At 74.1% G+C, this 18,367-nt stretch carries 19 protein-coding genes; 5 read left to right on the forward strand and 14 right to left on the reverse strand.

Annotation, left to right across the window (positions count from 1 at the left end):
• Nucleotides 1-55: 55 nt before the first annotated feature.
• From ACWFNE_RS11780 to ACWFNE_RS11800, 5 genes are all read right to left on the reverse strand, one after another.
• Entirely contained in the window at nucleotides 56-460 is a 405-nt protein-coding gene (locus tag ACWFNE_RS11780) for a nitroreductase family deazaflavin-dependent oxidoreductase (protein WP_452122599.1), read from the reverse strand.
• Nucleotides 461-624: 164 nt separating this feature from the next.
• Complete coding sequence (locus tag ACWFNE_RS11785; RefSeq protein WP_452122600.1) at nucleotides 625-1,224, reverse strand: DUF2231 domain-containing protein; 600 nt, start codon at nucleotides 1,222-1,224, stop codon at nucleotides 625-627.
• A 282-nt stretch (nucleotides 1,225-1,506) separates the two neighbouring features.
• Nucleotides 1,507-2,160 (reverse strand): DUF3618 domain-containing protein, encoded by a 654-nt coding sequence (locus ACWFNE_RS11790; protein ID WP_452122601.1) that lies wholly within the window; start codon nucleotides 2,158-2,160, stop codon nucleotides 1,507-1,509.
• Nucleotides 2,157-2,594, reverse strand: coding sequence for a phage holin family protein (locus ACWFNE_RS11795; protein WP_452122602.1), 438 nt, complete (start codon nucleotides 2,592-2,594; stop codon nucleotides 2,157-2,159). The genes ACWFNE_RS11790 and ACWFNE_RS11795 overlap by 4 nt, the downstream gene beginning before the upstream one ends.
• The gene (locus ACWFNE_RS11800; RefSeq protein WP_452122603.1) at nucleotides 2,591-3,433 is read right to left on the reverse strand and encodes a hypothetical protein; all 843 of its coding nucleotides are present in this window, start codon (nucleotides 3,431-3,433) and stop codon (nucleotides 2,591-2,593) included. Before ACWFNE_RS11800 ends, ACWFNE_RS11795 begins: the two co-directional genes overlap by 4 nt.
• Nucleotides 3,434-3,757: 324 nt before the next feature.
• Here ACWFNE_RS11800 and nhaA point away from each other — a divergent pair, with 324 nt between their 5' ends.
• The gene (gene nhaA, locus ACWFNE_RS11805; RefSeq protein ID WP_452122604.1) at nucleotides 3,758-5,068 is read left to right on the forward strand and encodes a Na+/H+ antiporter NhaA; all 1,311 of its coding nucleotides are present in this window, start codon (nucleotides 3,758-3,760) and stop codon (nucleotides 5,066-5,068) included.
• 42 nt (nucleotides 5,069-5,110) lie between these two features.
• Here nhaA and ACWFNE_RS11810 read toward each other — a convergent pair whose 3' ends face one another.
• The 3 genes from ACWFNE_RS11810 to ACWFNE_RS11820 are packed head-to-tail and all read right to left on the reverse strand — an operon-like array spanning nucleotide 5,111 to nucleotide 8,472.
• Nucleotides 5,111-6,748 carry an ABC transporter permease gene (locus tag ACWFNE_RS11810; protein ID WP_452122605.1) on the reverse strand — a complete coding sequence of 546 codons (1,638 nt, stop codon included), beginning with the start codon at nucleotides 6,746-6,748 and terminating at the stop codon, nucleotides 5,111-5,113.
• Complete coding sequence (locus ACWFNE_RS11815; protein ID WP_452122606.1) at nucleotides 6,745-7,731, reverse strand: ABC transporter ATP-binding protein; 987 nt, start codon at nucleotides 7,729-7,731, stop codon at nucleotides 6,745-6,747. The genes ACWFNE_RS11810 and ACWFNE_RS11815 overlap by 4 nt, the downstream gene beginning before the upstream one ends.
• 18 nt (nucleotides 7,732-7,749) lie before the next feature.
• Nucleotides 7,750-8,472 (reverse strand): TetR family transcriptional regulator, encoded by a 723-nt coding sequence (locus tag ACWFNE_RS11820; protein WP_452122607.1) that lies wholly within the window; start codon nucleotides 8,470-8,472, stop codon nucleotides 7,750-7,752.
• A 282-nt stretch (nucleotides 8,473-8,754) separates the two neighbouring features.
• Here ACWFNE_RS11820 and ACWFNE_RS11825 point away from each other — a divergent pair, with 282 nt between their 5' ends.
• Together ACWFNE_RS11825 and ACWFNE_RS11830 are read left to right on the forward strand one after the other, a co-directional pair.
• A complete protein-coding gene (locus ACWFNE_RS11825) occupies nucleotides 8,755-9,882 on the forward strand; it encodes a YihY/virulence factor BrkB family protein (protein ID WP_452122608.1) in 1,128 nt (375 codons plus the stop codon).
• Between the two features lie 50 nt (nucleotides 9,883-9,932).
• On the forward strand, nucleotides 9,933-10,442 hold the full coding sequence (locus ACWFNE_RS11830) for a metallophosphoesterase family protein (protein WP_452122609.1): 510 nt from the start codon (nucleotides 9,933-9,935) through the stop codon (nucleotides 10,440-10,442).
• Nucleotides 10,443-10,579: 137 nt separating this feature from the next.
• Here the strand turns inward: ACWFNE_RS11830 and ACWFNE_RS11835 are convergent, their stop codons facing one another.
• Nucleotides 10,580-11,221, reverse strand: a complete 642-nt coding sequence (locus ACWFNE_RS11835) for a TetR/AcrR family transcriptional regulator (RefSeq protein WP_452122610.1) — start codon at nucleotides 11,219-11,221, stop codon at nucleotides 10,580-10,582.
• A 101-nt stretch (nucleotides 11,222-11,322) separates the two neighbouring features.
• On the opposite strand from ACWFNE_RS11835, the gene ACWFNE_RS11840 reads away from it, so the two are divergent.
• On the forward strand, nucleotides 11,323-11,775 hold the full coding sequence (locus ACWFNE_RS11840; RefSeq protein ID WP_452122611.1) for a fibronectin type III-like domain-contianing protein: 453 nt from the start codon (nucleotides 11,323-11,325) through the stop codon (nucleotides 11,773-11,775).
• A 60-nt stretch (nucleotides 11,776-11,835) separates the two neighbouring features.
• On the opposite strand, the gene ACWFNE_RS11845 is transcribed toward ACWFNE_RS11840, so the two are convergent.
• The 5 genes from ACWFNE_RS11845 to ACWFNE_RS11865 all read right to left on the reverse strand — a co-directional run bounded on the left by ACWFNE_RS11845 (nucleotide 11,836) and on the right by ACWFNE_RS11865 (nucleotide 17,297).
• Nucleotides 11,836-12,852 (reverse strand): ABC transporter permease, encoded by a 1,017-nt coding sequence (locus tag ACWFNE_RS11845; RefSeq protein WP_452122612.1) that lies wholly within the window; start codon nucleotides 12,850-12,852, stop codon nucleotides 11,836-11,838.
• Between the two features lie 3 nt (nucleotides 12,853-12,855).
• Nucleotides 12,856-13,929, reverse strand: a complete 1,074-nt coding sequence (locus tag ACWFNE_RS11850) for an ABC transporter permease (RefSeq protein WP_452122613.1) — start codon at nucleotides 13,927-13,929, stop codon at nucleotides 12,856-12,858.
• A complete protein-coding gene (locus ACWFNE_RS11855; RefSeq protein ID WP_452122614.1) occupies nucleotides 13,926-14,735 on the reverse strand; it encodes an ABC transporter ATP-binding protein in 810 nt (269 codons plus the stop codon). Before ACWFNE_RS11855 ends, ACWFNE_RS11850 begins: the two co-directional genes overlap by 4 nt.
• Nucleotides 14,732-15,556: an ABC transporter ATP-binding protein gene (locus ACWFNE_RS11860; protein WP_452122615.1), complete on the reverse strand. Its 825-nt coding sequence runs from the start codon at nucleotides 15,554-15,556 to the stop codon at nucleotides 14,732-14,734. The genes ACWFNE_RS11855 and ACWFNE_RS11860 overlap by 4 nt, the downstream gene beginning before the upstream one ends.
• 79 nt (nucleotides 15,557-15,635) lie before the next feature.
• Nucleotides 15,636-17,297 (reverse strand): ABC transporter substrate-binding protein, encoded by a 1,662-nt coding sequence (locus ACWFNE_RS11865; RefSeq protein ID WP_452122616.1) that lies wholly within the window; start codon nucleotides 17,295-17,297, stop codon nucleotides 15,636-15,638.
• Nucleotides 17,298-17,485: 188 nt separating this feature from the next.
• Between ACWFNE_RS11865 and ACWFNE_RS11870 the strand changes: the two genes are divergently transcribed.
• Nucleotides 17,486-18,271 (forward strand): class I SAM-dependent methyltransferase, encoded by a 786-nt coding sequence (locus ACWFNE_RS11870; protein WP_452122617.1) that lies wholly within the window; start codon nucleotides 17,486-17,488, stop codon nucleotides 18,269-18,271.
• The last annotated feature ends 96 nt before the right edge of the window (nucleotides 18,272-18,367 follow it).

Genomic DNA, 18,367 nt, shown 5'->3' on the forward strand with positions numbered 1-18,367 from the left:
CGCGGGGTCCCGGGGGCTGCCGGGGAGGTGCCGTGCCGGTGGCGTGCCGTGCCGGTCAGGCTCGGGTCAGCTCGACGACCGGGATCGTGCGTGACGTCGCAGCGGCGTGCTCGCCGAAGAACGGGTAGAGCGCGACGAGCCGCGACCAGACGTCCTCCCGGTCGCCGCCGACGAGGGGCGTCGCGACGGCGTCGTGGTCCTCGTCCCCGACCTCGACGCGCACCCGGGGATCGGCGACGAGGTTCGTGTACCAGTCGGGGTGCGCGGGCGCGCCCATCGCGGACGCGACCACGAGGAGCCGGTCGCCCTCGCGGTGGAACATCATCGGGGTGGTGTGTGGTCGGCCCGAGCGCGCACCGGTCGTCGTGAGCAGCAGGAGCCGCTCCCGGTGCATCCCCTCGACGGGTCCGCCGGCACGGAACTGCTCGACGACCCGCTCGTTCGTCTCCCGGAGGTCCATCGCGTCGCCACCTCGGTCGCGGGACACCCACGGTGGCGTCCCCAGGCTGCCGAGGCTACCCGCGTCGCGGCCGCGTGGTCCCGGCACCGGGCCGCCGCCCGACCGACGGCGCGCCCCCGCCGGGAGCCGCTCGGCGTCGGACCGGCTGCACGCGGCGGGCCGTGTCAGGCGTCGTGGTGCGCCGCACCGTGCCCCGGGGGGACGAACGCGCGGTCACGCGTCCCGGCGTTGCGGGCGATGGCCATGTGACCGCCGAGGTAGCCGCCGACCCCGCTCACGGTCCCCCCGGCGAGCGCGAGCAGCGAGCCCGTCGCCTGGCTCCCCCGGCGCCGCGCGAGCCACGAGGCTCCGTAGAGCACGACCGAGACGGTGTTCGCCCCGGCGTGCACGACCCCGACGCGCTGCGTGGCCCGGTCCGCGACCGCCCACTCGGCCAGCCCGGTGAGCACCGTCGGCACCGCGGCGAGCAGCCCCGCGCCGACGAGCGTCTGCGCCGCGCGCCCGCCCCGCACCCCCGGCGTGAGGTCGAGGATCGACGCGGACATCCACGCACCGAGCGGGACGTCCGTGAGGAAGGGGTGCACGGCGTGCCCCAGGCCTCGGCCGTGCAGGACCCACCGGCGGGCCGGCCCGCCGACGAGCCGTGCCGCGAGCGGTCGCGCGGCGTCGACGGCGCCGTCGAGCGCGGTGAGGCGCTCGAGGGCGGCCGTGGCCCGGACGAGCACGGGCCGCCCCTGGAGCGCGCTGCTCCTCGCGTGCGGCACGTCAGCGCCGACCCGTAGCGTCGTGGCGTGGCAGGCAGGCCGCCCCGACGGGGAGCGCGGGGGTCCGGCCGACGGTGCGGGCCCGGGGGGCCGTCGCGGCAGACGTCATGGTGGTTCTCCGTCCAGAGCTGTGCCGAGGCGCCGCGCGCGTGCCCCGACGCCGGGTGCCGGGCTCGTGGCCCGGGGTGCACGCCCCTGTCGGCCCCGTGCCGCTGGGGCAGGGGCCGACGGGGGCGTGCGTCCCGTCACCCGGCGGTGCGGGCGACCGGTCGTGCGGGTCGGTCAGTACTGCTGGCGGGACTCCTGCACGGAGTCCTTGGCACCCTTGGCCTCCTCCGCGAGGCCCTGGGCCTGCGTGGTGCCCTCGTCCTTGAGCGACGAGGCCGCCTCGGTGGCGCGGTCCTTGACGGCCTGCACCGCGTCCTGCGCGGGCTCGCGCAGGTTCTGCGCCACGTCCTGCGCCGCCGACTTGACCTCGTCGACGAGGCCCGACGTCGAGTCCTGCACACGGCGCGCCGCGTCCTGCTCGACGCGCGTGGACGGCAGGAGGGACGACGCGAGCCAGCCGATGCCGAAGGCGATCAGACCGGCCGCGAGCGGGTTGCCCTCGGTCTGGCGACGGACGAGCTGCGGGGTCTCCCCCACGGCGTGCGCGGCGCTCGACGCGGTCGACGAGACCGACGACGTGGCGCCGTGCGCCGTGCCGCTCACGCGGTCGGCGGCGCCGTGCGCGGAGCCGGCGACCTTGTCCTTGGCGTCGGACGCCGAGCCCATGATGCGGTCCTTGAGGCCGAGGGCCGAGCCCTTGACCTTCTCGACCTGACGGCTGGCGACCGCGCTGGGACGCACCTGCTCGCCGAACGCGTCGACGTCCTGGCTCAGCTCGGCCCGCGTGCGCTCGATGTCCGCTCGGATCTGGTCCGGGTCGTTGCTCATGCGTTCCTCTCCTCGTGTCCCTGAAGCGCGTTGGGGATCTTCTTGACGGTGTCGGCGGTCTGGGGGGCGCCCTGGATCCGCTGGAACTCCTTCTTGGCGCGCGCGGCCAGCACAGCCGCGACGACGCCCCAGACGACCGCGACGATCACGGCGGAGATGCCGTGGCCGATCTGGTCGCCGAGGGCCCACCACAGGGCCACGGACAGGAACACGAGAGCCATGTGGCCGGCGACGGCCGCTCCCCCGCCCATCCCGGCGCCCTTGCCCGCCTTCTTGCCCTCCTGGGCCAGCTCCGCCTTCGCGAGCGCGACCTCCTGGCGCATGAGCGTCGAGAGGTCCTTCGTGATCTCACCGAGCATCTCGCCCAGCGACGGACCGCTGGTCGGCCCCTCGGCGGCCCGGGGGTCGATCCCGGTCCTGGGGTCGACGCTCATCGTCCGTCCTCCACCGTGACCCCGCCGAGCGGGTCACCCGCGGCCGTCCCGCCCAGCCCGGTCGAGGGTGCGCCGGGGGCGCGGTGGGCGCCCGAGGTCTCGTCGACCTCTTCGGTGCCGTACACCGGTCCGGTCCCGTACGTCGAGGCGGTCGTCCCGTAGGTGCCACCGGACGTCTCGTAGCCGGTCGTCGTGCCGGCGGTCTCGTAGCCCGTCGTCGTGGCCGCGGTGTCCGTCAGGCCGTAGCCCGTACCGGTCGTCGCGTACTCGGTCGTCGCCGGGTAGGACGCCGTGGTGTCCGTGGACGAGGCCGTGCCCGTCGTGGTGTCCTTGGCCGCGTCCTTCGCACCCCGCGTCAGACGCCCCGCGAGGACGCCGGCGGCGGCCGCGATCGCGAGGAACGTGCCCGGGTTGCGGCGGGCGAACGTCTTGACCTCCTCGAGCAGGTCGGCCGGCTCCCGTGCCTCGAGCCAGGACGCGACGGAGTCGGTCCGGCCGGCGACCTGCCGGGCGATGTCGGCGGCGAGGCCGCCCTGCGCGCCGTCGGCCATCGACCCGAGGTCGGTCCCGAACGTGCGGATGCCGCCCGCCACGCGGCTCTGCTGCGTGCTCGCCTGGTCGACCAGCCCCGCCCGCGTCTGGCCGAAGACGTCCTTGACCTGGGACTTCGCCTCGTGGGCGACCTCACGGGCCTGACTCTTCGCCTCCTGCGCGAGGTGCTGCGTGCTCTCCGCGGCGCTGTGGGCGACGCCCGACGCCTCCTCGCGGACGGCCTGCGCCGTCGATCCCTGCGAGCCGTCCGCCGGCTGAGCAGTTCCGTAGTCGTTCGTCATCGTCATCCCTCCGAGTCGACGGGATCCGTCGTGTGCTGGGGGGCCGGAGACGTCGCCGCGGCATGCGGGACACCCACCCGAACCCTCCCTGGGTGGCGCCGACGACTTGCCTGCGTCGGTGCTTCGTGCCGCCCGGTCGAGCGCCGTGGGACGCTGCCCGGGGACGTTGACGACGCTATGCACACCGGCAGGCGTCCGCCACCGGAGAGCCGCCCGGCGACGTCGTGGCGTCACCCGGACGGGGTGCACCCCGGCCCGTACGATGAGGCCTCGGGTGCGCCGGGAAGTCTGGTCGGCAACGTCCTTGCCGACCCTGCCGAGAGGTCCTCGATGACACCGCGCTCCCCCCGTTTGCCGCTGCTCTCCCGTGGTTCGTGGGCCGAGGCGTCCCGCGTCGCCGAGGTCCTGCGCAAGGAGACCGTCGGGGGCGCGCTGCTCCTGGTCGCCACGGTCGCGGCACTCGTCTGGGCGAACTCGCCGGCGGCCGGCTCGTACGCCGCGCTGCGCGACCTGGAGGTCGGCCCCGAGGCGCTGCACCTGCACCTCTCGCTCGGCACGTGGGCCGCGGACGGCCTGCTCGCGATCTTCTTCTTCGTCGTCGGTCTCGAGCTCAAGCGCGAGTTCGTCGCGGGCGACCTGCGCGACCCGCGGCGCGCGGCGCTCCCGATCCTCGCGGCCGTCGGCGGGATGGTCGTGCCCGCGCTGGTGTACGTCGCGCTGAATGCGGGCACCGGCGGCGGCGCGCTGCGGGGCTGGGCGATCCCGACCGCGACCGACATCGCGTTCGCCCTCGCGGTCCTCGCGGTCGTGAGCACCCACCTGCCGACCGCGCTGCGCACGTTCCTGCTCACGCTCGCCGTCGTCGACGACCTGCTCGCCGTGACGGTCATCGCGATCTTCTACACGAGCGAGCTGCACGTCGACGCGCTGCTGTGGGCGCTCGTGCCGCTCGCGCTGTTCACGGTGGCCGTGCAGCGCCGGGTGCGCGCGTGGTGGCTGCTGCTGCCGCTCGCGTTCGCGACGTGGGCGCTCATGCACGCGTCCGGTGTGCACGCGACGGTCGCGGGCGTCCTGCTCGGGTTCGCCGTCCCGGTGGTCCGCAGCCACGCGGCCGGCGGCCCCGACGCCGGGCCGGGCCTCGCGGAGCACCTCGAGCACCGGTTCCGGCCGATCTCCGCGGGGTTCGCCGTCCCGGTGTTCGCCTTCTTCGCCGCCGGGGTGACCATCGGCGGGCTCGGCGGGCTCGTGGACTCGCTCCGCGACCGCGTGGCGCTCGGGATCGTCGTCGCGCTCGTCGTCGGCAAGACGGTCGGGATCCTCGGCACGACGTGGCTGGTCGCGCGGTTCACGCGCGCGCGGCTCGACGAGGGTCTGAGCTGGCTCGACGTGCTCGGCGTCGCGGTCCTCGGTGGCATCGGCTTCACGGTGTCGCTACTGGTCGGCGACCTCGCGTTCGGTGCGGGCAGCGTGCGCGACGAGCACGTCAAGGTCGGCGTGCTCACGGGCTCGGTGCTGGCGGCGCTGCTGGCGTCCGTGCTGCTGCGTGCGCGCAACCGGGCGTACCGGCGGATCCACGAGCTCGAGACCGCCGACCTCGACGCCGACGGGATCCCGGACGTCTACCAGCACCCCGAGGACTGAGCCCCGAGGCGCCGGCGCCCGCACGGTCGCACGGCGCGTGCGTCACGCGACGAGGTCGCGGCGCCGGAACGCCGCCGCACCCGCCACGGTCAGCGCGAGCGCGACGACCGTCATCGCGGCGAGCGGCGCGACGTCGAGCGGCGCGTCCGGCACGGCGGGGACGAGCCCGAACGGCGCGGCGTCGAGCACGGCCCGCGGGAGGTCGAGCAGCGGGCCGTAGACCCCGACGAGGATCGACGCGACGAGCACGACCCACACCCCCCACGCCGGCGCGCCGAGCCCGTACGCGAGCACCGCGAGGCCGGCGAAGCACGCGAGCACCGGCACGTAGGCGAGGCTCGCCAGGGTGAGCTCGCCGACCAGCCCCGGGTCGCCGAGCGAGGCCGCGGCACCGACGCCGAGCGCGAGCCCGGTCACGAGCAGCAGGAGCACGGACCCGGCGAGCGCTGCGAGCAGGTGCTGCCCGAGCCAGGCGGACCGGCTCGCACCGGACGCCAGGACGCCGGACGCCCGGCCGCCGCCCTCCTCGCGGCGCAGGTGGTGCACGGCGACGACGGCGTGGACGACCACGCCCATCGCGAAGAACGACAGGAACGCCGAGACCGTGGCCCGCGCGAGGTCGCCGCCGCCCCCACCGACGAGCTCCGCGAGCTCGGGCCGGGCCTCGAAGCTCGCGACCTCGCTCTGCGCGAGCGAGCCGGTGAGCAGCCCGAACGCGCCCAGGCCGGCCGCCCACCCGAGCAGCCCGCCCCGCCCGAGACGCACCGCGAGGCCGAACGGCGAGACGAGCGCACCGCGCGCGTGCGTGCGTCCCGCCCGGGTCGCGAGCAGCCCGGCACCCACGTCGCGGCGGTGCACGAGCGCGTAGGCGAGCCCGGTGAGCGCGAGCCCGAGCGCGGCGCACAGCGCGAGCGGCCACCAGCGCAGGTCGACGAAGGCCCGGCTCTGCTGGACCCACCCGACCGGCGACGCCCACGACAGGGCGCTGCCGCCGACCTCGCGCGCGTCGCCGAGCCCGCGCAGGACGTACGCGAGCCCGAGCAGCGCACCGGCGGCGCCCGACGCCGCGCGCGCGTGCCGGGCGAGCTGCGACGTGACGCCCGCGAGCGCCCCGAACACGCCGCCGACGAGCGCGATCCCGGCACCGGCGGCGGCGGAGTCGGGCGCCGCGAGCCCCGCTCGGAGCAGCGCGAGCACCACGGCCGTCCCGACGACGAGGTTCGCGACGAGCACGTCCCCGAGCGCGGCGGTCAGCGGCGCCCGCCGTCCCACCGCGCCGGCCCGCACGAGGTCGGCCCGGCCGGACTCCTCCTCGGCACGCGTGTGCCGCACGACGAGGAAGATCGACATGAGCGCCGCGGCGACCGCGAGCATCCCGACCAGCTCGTTCGCGACCATGACGCCGAGCGTGTAGTCCTCGAGGCCGTACCGCGGCCCGCCGAGGAACGCCCCGGACGGCTCGGCCATGATCGCGGCGCGCGTCTGTCGGGCGGCCGCGTCGGGGTAGACGCGCGGGAGCGCGACGACGAAGTACGCGACGAGCCCGCCGAGGCTGAGCGCCCAGACGGTGATCCTCACGCGGTCCCGGCGCAGCGCGAACCGCAGGAGGCGCGCGGCGCCGGCGTCGGCGGCGAGCCCCGCCCCGGCCTGCGTCCGCGGACCGGCCACGGTCGCCGTCATCGCGCACCGCGCACGTGCGCGCCGGACCCGGCCCCCGCCCCGGACGACGCGGACGCCGCGTGCGTCCCCGAGCGGGCGGCGCCGTCGCCGGCCGGCTCGTAGTGGTGCACGAACAGCTCCTCGAGGCTCGGCGGGGCCGCCGCGAGGTGCACGATGCCGCACTCCGCGAGGAGCGCCATGACCGTCGACATCGCCCCGTCGTCCACCGCGAACCGCAGGTCCTCGCCGTCGACGCGCACGTCGTGCACGCCCGCCGCGGCCTCGACCCGGGCGACGACCTGCGCCGCGGGCGCCGTGCACACGACGGTCACGTCCGTGCGGTGCAGGTGGCGCAGGTCGGCGAGGGTCCCGCTCTCGACGGCCCGGCCCGCGCGGACGAGCGTGACCCGGTCGCAGAGGCGCTCCGCCTCGGCGAGGAGGTGGCTCGACAGCAGCACGGTGGCGCCCCGGGCCACGACCTCGCCGACGCACTCCTGGAACACGAGCTCCATGAGCGGGTCGAGCCCGGAGGTCGGCTCGTCGAGCACGTAGAGCTCGACGTCGCTGACGAGCGCCGCGACGAGGGCGACCTTCTGCCGGTTGCCCTTGGAGTAGGTGCGCGTCCTCCTGCCGGGATCGAGGTCGAACCGCTCGAGGAGCTCGGCGCGGCGCCGGGGGTCCACGGGCCCGCGCAGCCCGGCGAGCACGTCGATCGCCTCGCCGCCCGTGAGCGAGGGCCACAGGCTCACGTCGCCGGGCACGTAGGCGAGCCGGCGGTGCAGCGACACGGCGTCCGCCCACGGGTCACCGCCGAGCACGCGAGCGGCTCCGCCGTCGGCGCGCAGCAGCCCGAGCAGGACGCGCAGCGTCGTGGACTTCCCCGCGCCGTTCGGGCCCAGGAACCCGTGCACCTCGCCGCGCTCGACGGTCAGGTCGAGACCGTCGAGCGCGCGCACGCGACCGAACGACTTCGTGAGCTGCTGGACGTCGACGGCGGCACTCATGACGGGTCCTCCCGGAGATCAGGACGGCGGTGCGGGGTCGCCGCGGGGCGCAGCCTCGGGCGGTTCGGCGGCGTACCCCTGGTACGCGTCGAGCATCGAGCGGTCGGCCAGCAGGCCCTGCGTGAACAGCTCGAGCGAGGGTCCGCCCGTGCGGTCGAGGTAGCCGTGCACCAGCGCCACGACGTCGCCGGGGTCCTCGGGCGGGTGCAGGCTCAGGTCGAGCAGGAGCGTTCCCAGGCTCTGGACCGTCAGGTAGCGGGCGCGCGCGGCCTCGTCGGCGCTGGGCAGGATCGTCCCGGCGGCGACGCCCTCGGCGAGGTACTCCTCGGCGTCGGCGGCGACGTGCTCGACGAAGCGGAGCGCGAGCTCGCCGCCGGCCTGGAGGCTGCGCAGCGTGTAGCCGACCAGCGGCGCGAGCTCGTCGACCGAGGCGAGGCTCAGCAGCACGTGCTGCGGCCCTGCGGGGCCGACGACCGCGGACTTCTGCGCGCGGATGACGGCGAGGACGTGGCGGTCGCACTCCTCGCGCAGGCCGTGCTTGGACCCGAAGTGGTGGAGCACGAGCGCCGGGCTGACGCCGGCCTCCGCCGCGATGGCGCGGACCCCGGCGGCGAACCCGTGGGTCCCGAAGTGCAGGACGGCGGCGTCACGGATGCGCGTGCGAGCGGTCAGGTCGGCCTCGGCGGCCGGTCGGCTCGCCGCGCCTCCCGGCTCCGAGGAACCCGAGCGCGCTGAACGCATGTTCAGTACTCTAAACGGTCGTTCAGGGCGTCTCAAGCGGCTCTCAGTGCCCCCTCAGGCAGCGCCGGTCCGGTGCGCACTCCGAGGGCGCGCCGCGGCAGCGCCGCGATCGCTGCGACGGCCCCGCGGTTGCCGACACCGCGCCCCCACCGCAGGATCGGTCGTACGACACCGCAGGCCCGGGACCGCGGCCGGGCGGCGTGCTCCGCCTGCGGGCGAGAGGAGAGCTCCGATGACCACGCAGCACGAAGGACGAGTCGCACCGGAGCGAGGGGACGCACGATGAGCGAGCGCCGCAGCACCACGAAGGCCCAGACGGCCCCGGACCCCGAGGACCCGCGCAAGCCGGACGACCCGACGGACATGAGCAAGCCGGGGTGGAAGTACTCCCTGCGGCGCACGGTGCGGGAGTTCAGCCACGACCAGTGCACCGACCTGGCCGCGGCGCTCACCTACTACGCGGTGCTCGCGATCTTCCCTGCGCTCATCGCCCTCATCTCGGTGCTCGGCGTGTTCGGCCAGGGCAAGAGCACGACTGACGCGCTCGTCGAGCTCGCCGGCGGGCTCGGCCCCGAGGAGACGACCGACACGATCAAGGGCGTCATCGACGGGCTGCAGTCGAACCAGGGCGCCGGTCTCGGCCTCGTGCTCGGTCTCGCGGGAGCCCTGTGGTCCGCCTCGGGCTACGTCGGGGCGTTCAGCCGCGCGATGAACCGCATGTACGAGATCGACGAGGGACGCCCCATCTGGAAGCTGCGCCCCGTGGTGCTGGTGGTGACGCTCGTCAGCGTCCTCCTCACCGCGATCGCCGCGCTGATCCTCGCGGTCAGCGGGCCCGTGGCCCAGGCGATCGGCGACGCCGTCGGGCTCGGCGACCAGGCCGTGACGATCTGGAACATCGCGAAGTGGCCGGTGCTGCTCGGGATCGTCGTCGTCGTCATCGCGATCCTGTACTACGCGACCCCGAACGTCCGGCAGCCCAAGTTCCGCTGGATGAGCACCGGCGCACTCATCGCAATCCTCGTGTGGGCGCTCGCGTCGGCCGCGTTCGGCTTCTACGTGGCGAACTTCGGCAGCTACAACAAGACGTACGGCTCGCTCGCCACCGTCATCATCTTCCTGCTCTGGCTGTGGATCACGAACCTCGCGCTGCTGTTCGGCGCCGAGTTCGACGCGGAGGTCGAGCGCGGGCGCGAGCTCGAGGCCGGGATCGCCGCCGAGGAGTCGATCCAGCTGCCGCCGCGCGACACTCGGGCGAGCGACAAGAAGGCGAAGAAGGCCGAGGAGGACGTCGACCGCGGCCGGTCGCTGCGCCGCCGCCGCGCCGCCGAGCTCGAGGAGCAGGGCAAGGACTCGGCAACGGGCTCCGGCAAGGGATCCGGGGGCGACACGCGCCGGGAGCGCCGCTGATCCCGCGCGGCGGACCGGGGTCCGCACCCGGCGCACCACGGGACGCCGGCGTGCAGCTCCTCCTGCTGGCCGACACCCACCTGCCCACCCGGGCGCGTGACCTCCCGGGCACGGTCTGGGACGAGGTCGACGCGGCGGACGTCGTGCTGCACGCCGGTGACTGGGTCGACGTCGCGCTGCTCGACGTGCTCGAGCGACGGGCCCGGCGGCTCGTCGGGTGCTGGGGCAACAACGACGGGCCCGAGCTCCGCGCGCGGCTCCCCGAGGTGGCCCGCGTCGAGCTCGCCGGGCTGCGCGTCGGGGTCGTGCACGAGACGGGCGCGTCGACGGGTCGAGAGGCGCGCGCCGACGTGGCCTACCCCGACCTCGACGTCCTCGTGTTCGGGCACAGCCACATCCCGTGGGACACCACGACCCCGCGCGGCCTCCGGCTGCTCAACCCGGGATCGCCCACCGACCGCCGCCGCCAGCCCGCGTGCACGTACCTGACCGCACGCGCAGAGGCCGGTCGGCTGCACGACGTCGAGCTCCACCGGCTGCCGGTGCGCGGCGCGCGCTGACCGCAGCGCACGCCGACCCCATCGCACGCCGACCGCAGCGCACGCCCGGCACCCACGTCTGCTCCTGTTCCGGGCGAGACGGCTCCCGCCCGAGGTCCGGCCCGGCACGCGAGCCGGACGGGGAGGCCGGCCCGGCCTCAGAGCAGCGAGCGCCGGCTCCGCCCCGCCACGGCCGCCGAGAGGATCGCGTCGATGGCGAACGCCGACGCGTGCGCGAGGTCGACCGCCTCGGGGTCGAGCAGCCACTGCACCTGCAGCCCGTCCATCACCGCGAGGATCGCGGCCGCCGCGGCGTCGAGGTCGGGGCCGGTCGGCGGGTCGTCGGGGCTGCATACCTCGCGCAGCGCGGCGGCGACGTCGGTGCGCAGCTGCGCGTACCGGTGCCGGAACCAGTCCTTGGCGGGGTGCCCCTCGGTCACGGACTCGGCGGACAGGACGGCGTAGGTCTGCACGATGCCGGCGCGCTCGGCGTTGAGCCGCGCGGTCGTCACGAGGTGCCGGAAGAGCTCGAGGCCACCCGGGATGTGCTGGCCCTCGAGGTGCTCGACGTCCGTCCTGTCGCGGAAGTCGAGCATCTCGAGGAGCAGCAGGTCCTTCGAGCCGAAGTGGTGCAGCACGCCCGCGTGCGTCATGCCGACCTGGTCGGCGATCTCGGCGAGCGAGCCGTTCTTGTACCCGCGGTTGCCGAACGTCGTGATGGCGGCGCGCAGGATGTCCTCGCGCCGTCGGGCGGTCTCCTCGCGGGGCCGCTGGGCGCGTCGGGGCGCACGTGTCGACATGACCGTCACCATACTGTGACCGCGATCATTACTGACTTGTAAGTAATGACGTGCTTCGATGGGCCAGTCCGACGACGACGCCCGCATCGGAGACCCTGTCGATGACCACGCACCCACCCGCCCCGTTCGGCTTCGGGACCGGCTGGACGACGTGGCGGTACGACGACGCGCACCAGGTGCTCGCCGCCGACACCGACGCGGTGCGCCTCGAGATCGACCTCACCAACACCGGCACGCGCCGCGGCACGGCGATCGTCCAGGTGCACCTCGAGGCGGACCCGGTCGGCGGGCTGGACCGCCCGCCGCGCTGGCTCGCCGGGTTCACCACCGTGACCGCCGAGCCCGGGGCCCGTGCCGCCGCGACCGTGCGGCTGCCCCGGCGCGCGTTCGAGGTCTGGGACGCGGCCCGCGGCCGGTGGACCACCCCGCCCGTGCGGTACCGCGCGCGCATCGGTCGCTCCGTGCGCGAGCTGCCGCTGACCGTTGAGGTCGTCCCCCTCGGCGTCTCCCCCGCGCGCCTCAGCGGCGCGGGCACAGGACGCGCTCGCCGCTGAGCCCGCCCCGCCCCCCGCCCGCACGCGGCAGGTGAGGGGCGGCACCGAGGTCGGCCGCGGTCACGCGCTCTCCCCGGTGGACGGCGCGGTCCGTACGGCGGTCACGGTGTCGTTGACGTCGAGGCCCCGCTTCCGCATCGCGCGGGCGCGCTCCCCGGCCGACCGCAGGCGCGGGTTGACGTACTCGTCGATGCCGAAGTTGAGGAGCGACAGCGCCACGCCGATGGCGGCGATGCACAGCCCCGGCGGCAGGTACCACCACCACTGGTTCTGCCGGAACGCCCCCTGCGCGCCGGCCCAGTTGAGGATCGTCCCCCAGTTGTAGGTGTTCACCGGGATCACCCCGATGTAGGAGAGCGTCGTCAGGGCGAGGATCGCGGCGGTCACGGTGCCGACGAAGCTCGCCGCGATGAGCGCCATGAGGTTGGGCAGCATCTCGTGGCCGATGATGCGGTGCAGCGGCTCGCCGTTCGCCCGGGCGGCCTGCACGAAGTCGCGGTTGCGCAGGGACATCGTCTGCGCGCGCAGCACCCGGGCACCCCACGCCCAGCCGGTGAGCCCGAGCACGGCGGCGATCACCACGAGCGGGGGGTCGTCGAACATCGAGGCCACGATGATGATCAGCGGCAGCCCGGGGATGACGAGGAAGACGTTCGTCAGCGCGGACAGGCTCTCGCTGCGCCAGCCGCGCAGGTAGCCCGCGACGACCCCGACGACGACCGCGACGACCGTCGCCATGATCGCGGCGAGGAAGCCGACGACGATCACCCCGCGGGTGCCGTAGACGACCTGGCTGAGCACGTCCTCGCCGAGGTGGGTGGTGCCGAGCCAGTGCTGCGCCGACGGCGGCTGCAGGCGCGCCGTGCTGTCGACCTTGGTCGGCGAGTACGGCGCGAGGACGTCGGCGAGGACCGCGACGAGCACGAAGAACCCGAGGATCGCCAGGCCGGCGACCGACTTGCGGTTGCGGAACATCGCGAAGGCGGAGGCCAGGCGGGCCCGGGCCGTCGCCCGCGGACGCGGTGTGCGCTCCGCGGGCAGCTCGGGCGCCCGCTCCGTGCGGAGGTCGGTGGTCACGGTTCAGGCCTCCGTCTGGCGGGTGCGCGGGTCGAGGAACGCGTAGGCGACGTCGGCCAGGACGTTGGCGACGAGCACGGACAGCGTGATCACGAGGAACACGCCCTGCATCAGGGCGTAGTCCTTCGCGTTGGTGGCGTCGAGGAGCAGCTTCCCGACGCCGGGGTAGCTGAACACCATCTCCATGACGATCGTGCCGCCGACGATGAACCCGATCGAGAGCGCGAAGCTCTGGATCTGCGGGAGCACCGCGTTGCGGGCGGCGTAGCGCCAGAGCACGCGGCTGCTCGGCATGCCCTTGGCCTGCGCCACGGTCACGTAGTCCTCGTCGAGCACCGTGAGCATCATGTTGCGCATGCCGAGCATCCAGCCGCCGAGCGAGGCGATGACGATGGTCAGCGCGGGCAGGGTGCCGTGGTGGATCACCTGGCCGGCGAACTCCGCCGACCACTCCGGCCGCATCCCGACGCCGTACGCCTTGCCGATGGGGAACCACCCGAGGTTCACGGAGAACAGCGCGATCCCCAGGAGCCCCAGCCAGAAGTAGGGGATCGTGGCGAGGAACGTGGTGACGGGGACGAGGGCGTCGAGCCGGCTCCCCCGGCGCCAGCCGACGACCGCGCCGCCGATCGTCCCGACCGCGAACGAGACGACGGTTGCGAAGCCCACGAGACCGACGGTCCAGGGCAGCGCCTGGCTGATCACCTCGGTGACCGGGCGCAGCCCGTGCAGCAGCGAGACGCCGAGGTCCCCCCGGACCAGCAGGGCCCAGTAGTCGACGTACTGCTGAAGCAAGGTCCTGTCGGTGTCGAGTCCGAGCAGCGAGCGCAGCGCATCGGCCGCCTCGGGGCTGACGTTGCGGTTGCGGGACAGGTACTGGTCGACCGCGTCGCCCTTCATCATGCGCGGCAGGAAGAAGTTGAGGGTGACCGCGGCCCACAAGGTGAACAGGTAGAACGCGGCGCGCCCGGAGAGGAACCGCCACGGGACCCGGGAGCGGCCGTGGACGGCGGTGGTCGCCGTGCTGCCGACCTCGAGGGCGTCCTGGGTCGGCAGCGAGGGCTGGACGGCGGTCACCGCGCGCCTCCGGGCTCGCCGGAGAGCGAGGCGAAGTGCCGCTCGGGGTCCGGGGACGCCGCGCGCAGCTCGCGCGTGTAGGGGTTCTGCGGACGGAGGATGACGTCGTCGGCCGTCCCGCGCTCGACGACCCTTCCTTGGTTCAGCACCATGATCTCGTCGCTGAAGTGCCGGGCGGTCGCCAGGTCGTGGGTGATGTAGAGCACGCCGAGACCCTCCTCGCGTCGCAGGTCGGCGAGCAGGTTGAGCACCCCGAGGCGCAGGGAGACGTCGAGCATCGAGACCGGCTCGTCGGCCACGAGGAGGCGGGGCCGGGAGGCCAGCGCCCGGGCGATCGCGACGCGCTGCCGCTGGCCGCCCGACAGCTCGTGCGGCCGGCGGTCGATCACGACGTCGGGCTCGAGGCGCACTCGCTCGAGCAGCCGCCGCACCTCGTCGTCCAGCCCGGCCCTCGGCACCACGCGGTCGAGGCGCAGCGGACGCTCGAGGTGGTAGCGGACGGAGTGGTACGGGTTGAGCGACGCGAACGGGTCCTGGAAGACCATGCGCAGCATCTGGCGGTAGGCCCGCAGCCCGGCGCCGCGGCGCGGGATCGGCTCACCGTCGAGGCGGACCTCACCGCTCGTCGGCGTCTCCAGCTGGGTGAGGATCTTCGCGATCGTCGACTTGCCGCTGCCGGACTGGCCGACGAGCCCGATCGTCCGACCGGAGGTCAGGGTGAAGCTCACGTCGTCGAGCGCCGTGATCTGGCCTGCACCGCGGACCGGGTAGGTCTTGGTGACGTGGTCGAGCTCCAGGACGGTCATCGCGCGACCACTCCTCTCTCTCCGGTCAGGCGGGGGAAGGACGACAGCAGCGTCCGCGTGTACGCGTCCCGCGGGCTCGTCCAGATGTTCTCCGCGGTGTCGAGCTCGACGATCTCGCCGGCACGCATGACCGCGATGCGGTCGCTGATCTCGAGCAGCAGCGGGAGGTCGTGCGTGATGAAGACGACGGTGAAGCCGAACTCGTGGCGCAGCTCGGAGATCTGCCGGAGGATCTCGCGCTGCACCAGGACGTCGAGCGCGGTCGTCGGCTCGTCCATCACCATGAGCTGCGGGCGCAGGGCGAGCGCCATCGCGATCATCACGCGCTGGCGCATGCCGCCCGAGAGCTCGTGCGGGAACGAGCGCCTGCGCTGCCGGCCCACCCTGACGATCTCGAGGAGCTCGTCGACGGCGGCGCGTCGCTGCGCCCGGGGCATCGAGGGACGGTGCACCTCGAAGACGTCCTCGAGCTGCGACCCGATGGTCGCCACGGGGTTCAGCGCGTTCATCGCCCCCTGGAAGACCATCGAGACCTTGTCCCAGCGGAACCGGCGCATCCCCTCGGCGTCGAGACGACCGATCTCGACGTCCTCGCCCGAGGCGTCGTGGAACACGACCGATCCGCTCGTGATGACCGCGGGCGCCTTGAGCAGGCGCTGCAGGCCGTAGGCCAGGGTGGTCTTTCCGCAGCCGCTCTCCCCGGCGAGGCCGAGGATCTCCCCGCGGCGGAGCTCGAGGGTGACGTTCTTCACCGCCTCGACGGGAGGGTCGACGTCGTACACGACCGAGAAGTCGCGGACGCTCAGCAACGGATCGTGCATGGGTGCGGGCTCGCTCTCGTGGGTGTCGGTGAGGGCGGGGCGGGTGCGCGCGGCACCCGCCCCGCCGGTGGACCCGGATCTACTCGGCGGGCTCCAGGTTCACGAGCACCTGGACGATCCCGGGCTGCGTCGGGTCGGCGGACGCGTACGCGTCCTCCTCCGACGGCCACCCGACGTAGTTGCGGGTGTTGAACTCACCGAGCAGCGGGTGCGAGCCGAGCGGGATGGCCGGCACCTGCTCGACGAACGCCTTCTGCAGGACGGCCGACGCGGCCGCCCGGTCCTCGTCGGAGGACGCGGTGGCGTAGGTGTTCAGCGCCTCGGTCACCGCGGGGTCGGCGAAGCGGCCGAAGTTGAACTGCGCCTTGCCGTCGACGACCCACTTCGGGTCCATCGTCGAGGTGTAGAGGCCGTACGCGTTCCCGGTGTCCTCGAGCCAGTGGATGATCGCCTGGAAGGTGCCCTCCTGGCGGGCGGCGTCCCAGCCGCCCCAGTCGGGCTGGTCGACGACGACCTCGATGCCCAGCGCCTCGTCGAGCTCCTCGGCGATCAGCGCCTGCTCCGTGTTCCAGTCGCTCCACCCGGCGGGCACGGAGATCGTGAACGAGACCTTCTCGCCGTCGGGGTCGACCAGGGCCTCGTCCTGCCAGGTGTAGCCGGCGTCGGTGAGGACCTGCCGGGCCTTGTCGACGTCGACCGCGTAGTCCTGGTCCTGGTACTCGGGGACGATCTCGTCCTCCAGCACGCCGCTCAGCCCGGTGGCGTTCCAGACGACCTCGCTCGCGCCCTCGCGGGCGATGTCGACGTACGCCTGCCGGTCGATGGTCCAGGCCAGCGCCGTGCGCAGCGCCACGTCGTCGAACGGCTTGGTCTGCAGGTTCATGAACAGCGTGCCGGCGCCCGCGGTGGGTGCGGCGAGGAACTGGTTGTGCTCGTCGGCGGACAGGTAGCTGTCCTCGATCTGCGGGATGAACGCCTGCGCCCAGTCGGCCTCGCCGGAGACGAGCGCGGTGGTGAGTGCGGCGTTGTCGCCGTAGGAGATGTAGTGCAGCTCGGGGACCGCCAGCTCGCCGCCCCAGTAGGTCGGGTTCGCGGTGAGCGTGACGGACTCGGTCGACCACGAGTCGAGCACGTACGGACCGGTGCCGACGGCCAGGCCGTCCTCGGTGAGGGGGTCGGTGTTGGGGTCGGCGATGCCCTCCCAGATGTGCTTCGGCACGATCGGGGTGTGCAGCACGCGCGACTGGGCGGTGTACTTCGACTCGGCGAACGTGAGCGTGATGGCGTCGCCGTCGACGGTCGCACCCTGGTACCCGAGCCCCGCGGTGTCGGTCAGCCTGCCGTCGAGGTACTGGTCGAAGGTGAAGACGATGTCGTCCCCGGTGAAGTCGGTGCCGTCGCTCCACGTGACGCCGCTGCGCGGGACCACCGTGAGCGCGGTGTAGTCGTCGTTCCACTCCACCGACTCGGCGAGCCAGGGCGTGGTGCCGAGGTCGCCCGTGGGGTTGACGAGCGCCAGCGGCTCGAAGATCACCTTGGCGTAGCCGTACTTCGCGGCCGACGAGTCCCCCAGGTACGGGTTGTGCGACTCGGTGGTGATCGCGCCGTCCGGCTTCGCGATCGTCAGCGCGGCGCCCCCTCCGGCGGGGGTGCTGCTGGTGCCGTCCTGGCTTGACGAGCAGGCGGTCAGCGCGAGCGCCGTCGCGACGCTCAGGGTGACGAGGGAGGACCGTAGCTTCATTGCTTCTCCTTCGATGTGCGGGGGTGCGGTGCGGCCACAGCCCCGGGGCGCTCTCCACGATGAGGGTGCGCGGCGTGAACTTACCGATGAGTCAGTAAGTATGTAAATGCCCCCGTCGCCCCGCCCTCACGTCGATGCACGATCGTGACCTCGGCGCGGCGACGTCGGCCGGGGGTAGCGTGCCCGGCATGCGACTGCGACAGCTCGCCTGGCGCGCGTGCTACGAGCTGCTCGCGGCCCGCGTGCGCCGCCCCGAGTGGGCGTTCATGAACTACGGGTACGCCCCGCTCGACCCCGCGCAGGACGCGGCGCCGCCGCTCGCGCTCGACCCCGCGGACGAGGTCGACCGGCTCTGCGTCCAGCTCTACGCGCACACGCTCGACGGCGTCGACGTCGCCGGCACGGACGTCCTCGAGGTCGGCTCGGGGCGCGGCGGTGGCGCGTCGTGGGTCGCCCGGTCGCTCGGCCCGCGGTCGACGACGGGACTCGACTTCTCGGGCGCCGCGGTCGGGCTCTCCCGGCGCGACCGTCGCGGTCCCGGACTGCGCTTCGTGCGCGGGGACGCCCAGGCGATGCCGTTCCCGGACGCCGTGTTCGACGTCGTCGTCAACATCGAGTCCTCGCACTGCTACGGCTCGGTCGAGGCGTTCGTCGGCGAGGTGCACCGCGTCCTGCGCCCGGGCGGGACGTTCGTGTGGGCGGACCTGCGCGGTGCCGGCGACGTCGCCGCCACCCGTGCGCAGCTCGCGTCGACCGGGCTCGTGCCGGTCCGCGAGCGCGACATCACCGCCGAGGTGCTGCACGCGCTCCGCCTCGACGACGCCCGCAAGGCCGCGCTCGTGCGCGCGTGGATCCCGCGACCGTTCCACCGCGTGTTCCGGCCGTTCGCCGGTCTCGAGGGCACGCGCAACCACGAGGGGTTCGCGGACGGCAGCCTGCGGTACCTGAGCGCCCGGCTCGTCCGGCCTGCCTGACCCGACCCGCCGAGCCCGACCCCGGGCACACGGACGGGGGATGATGGGGCGCCGGCACCGGGCCGGCCGTCAGCACAGCCGGCAGCGTCGCGCGCC

Source organism: Cellulomonas sp. NPDC055163, assembly GCF_053607065.1.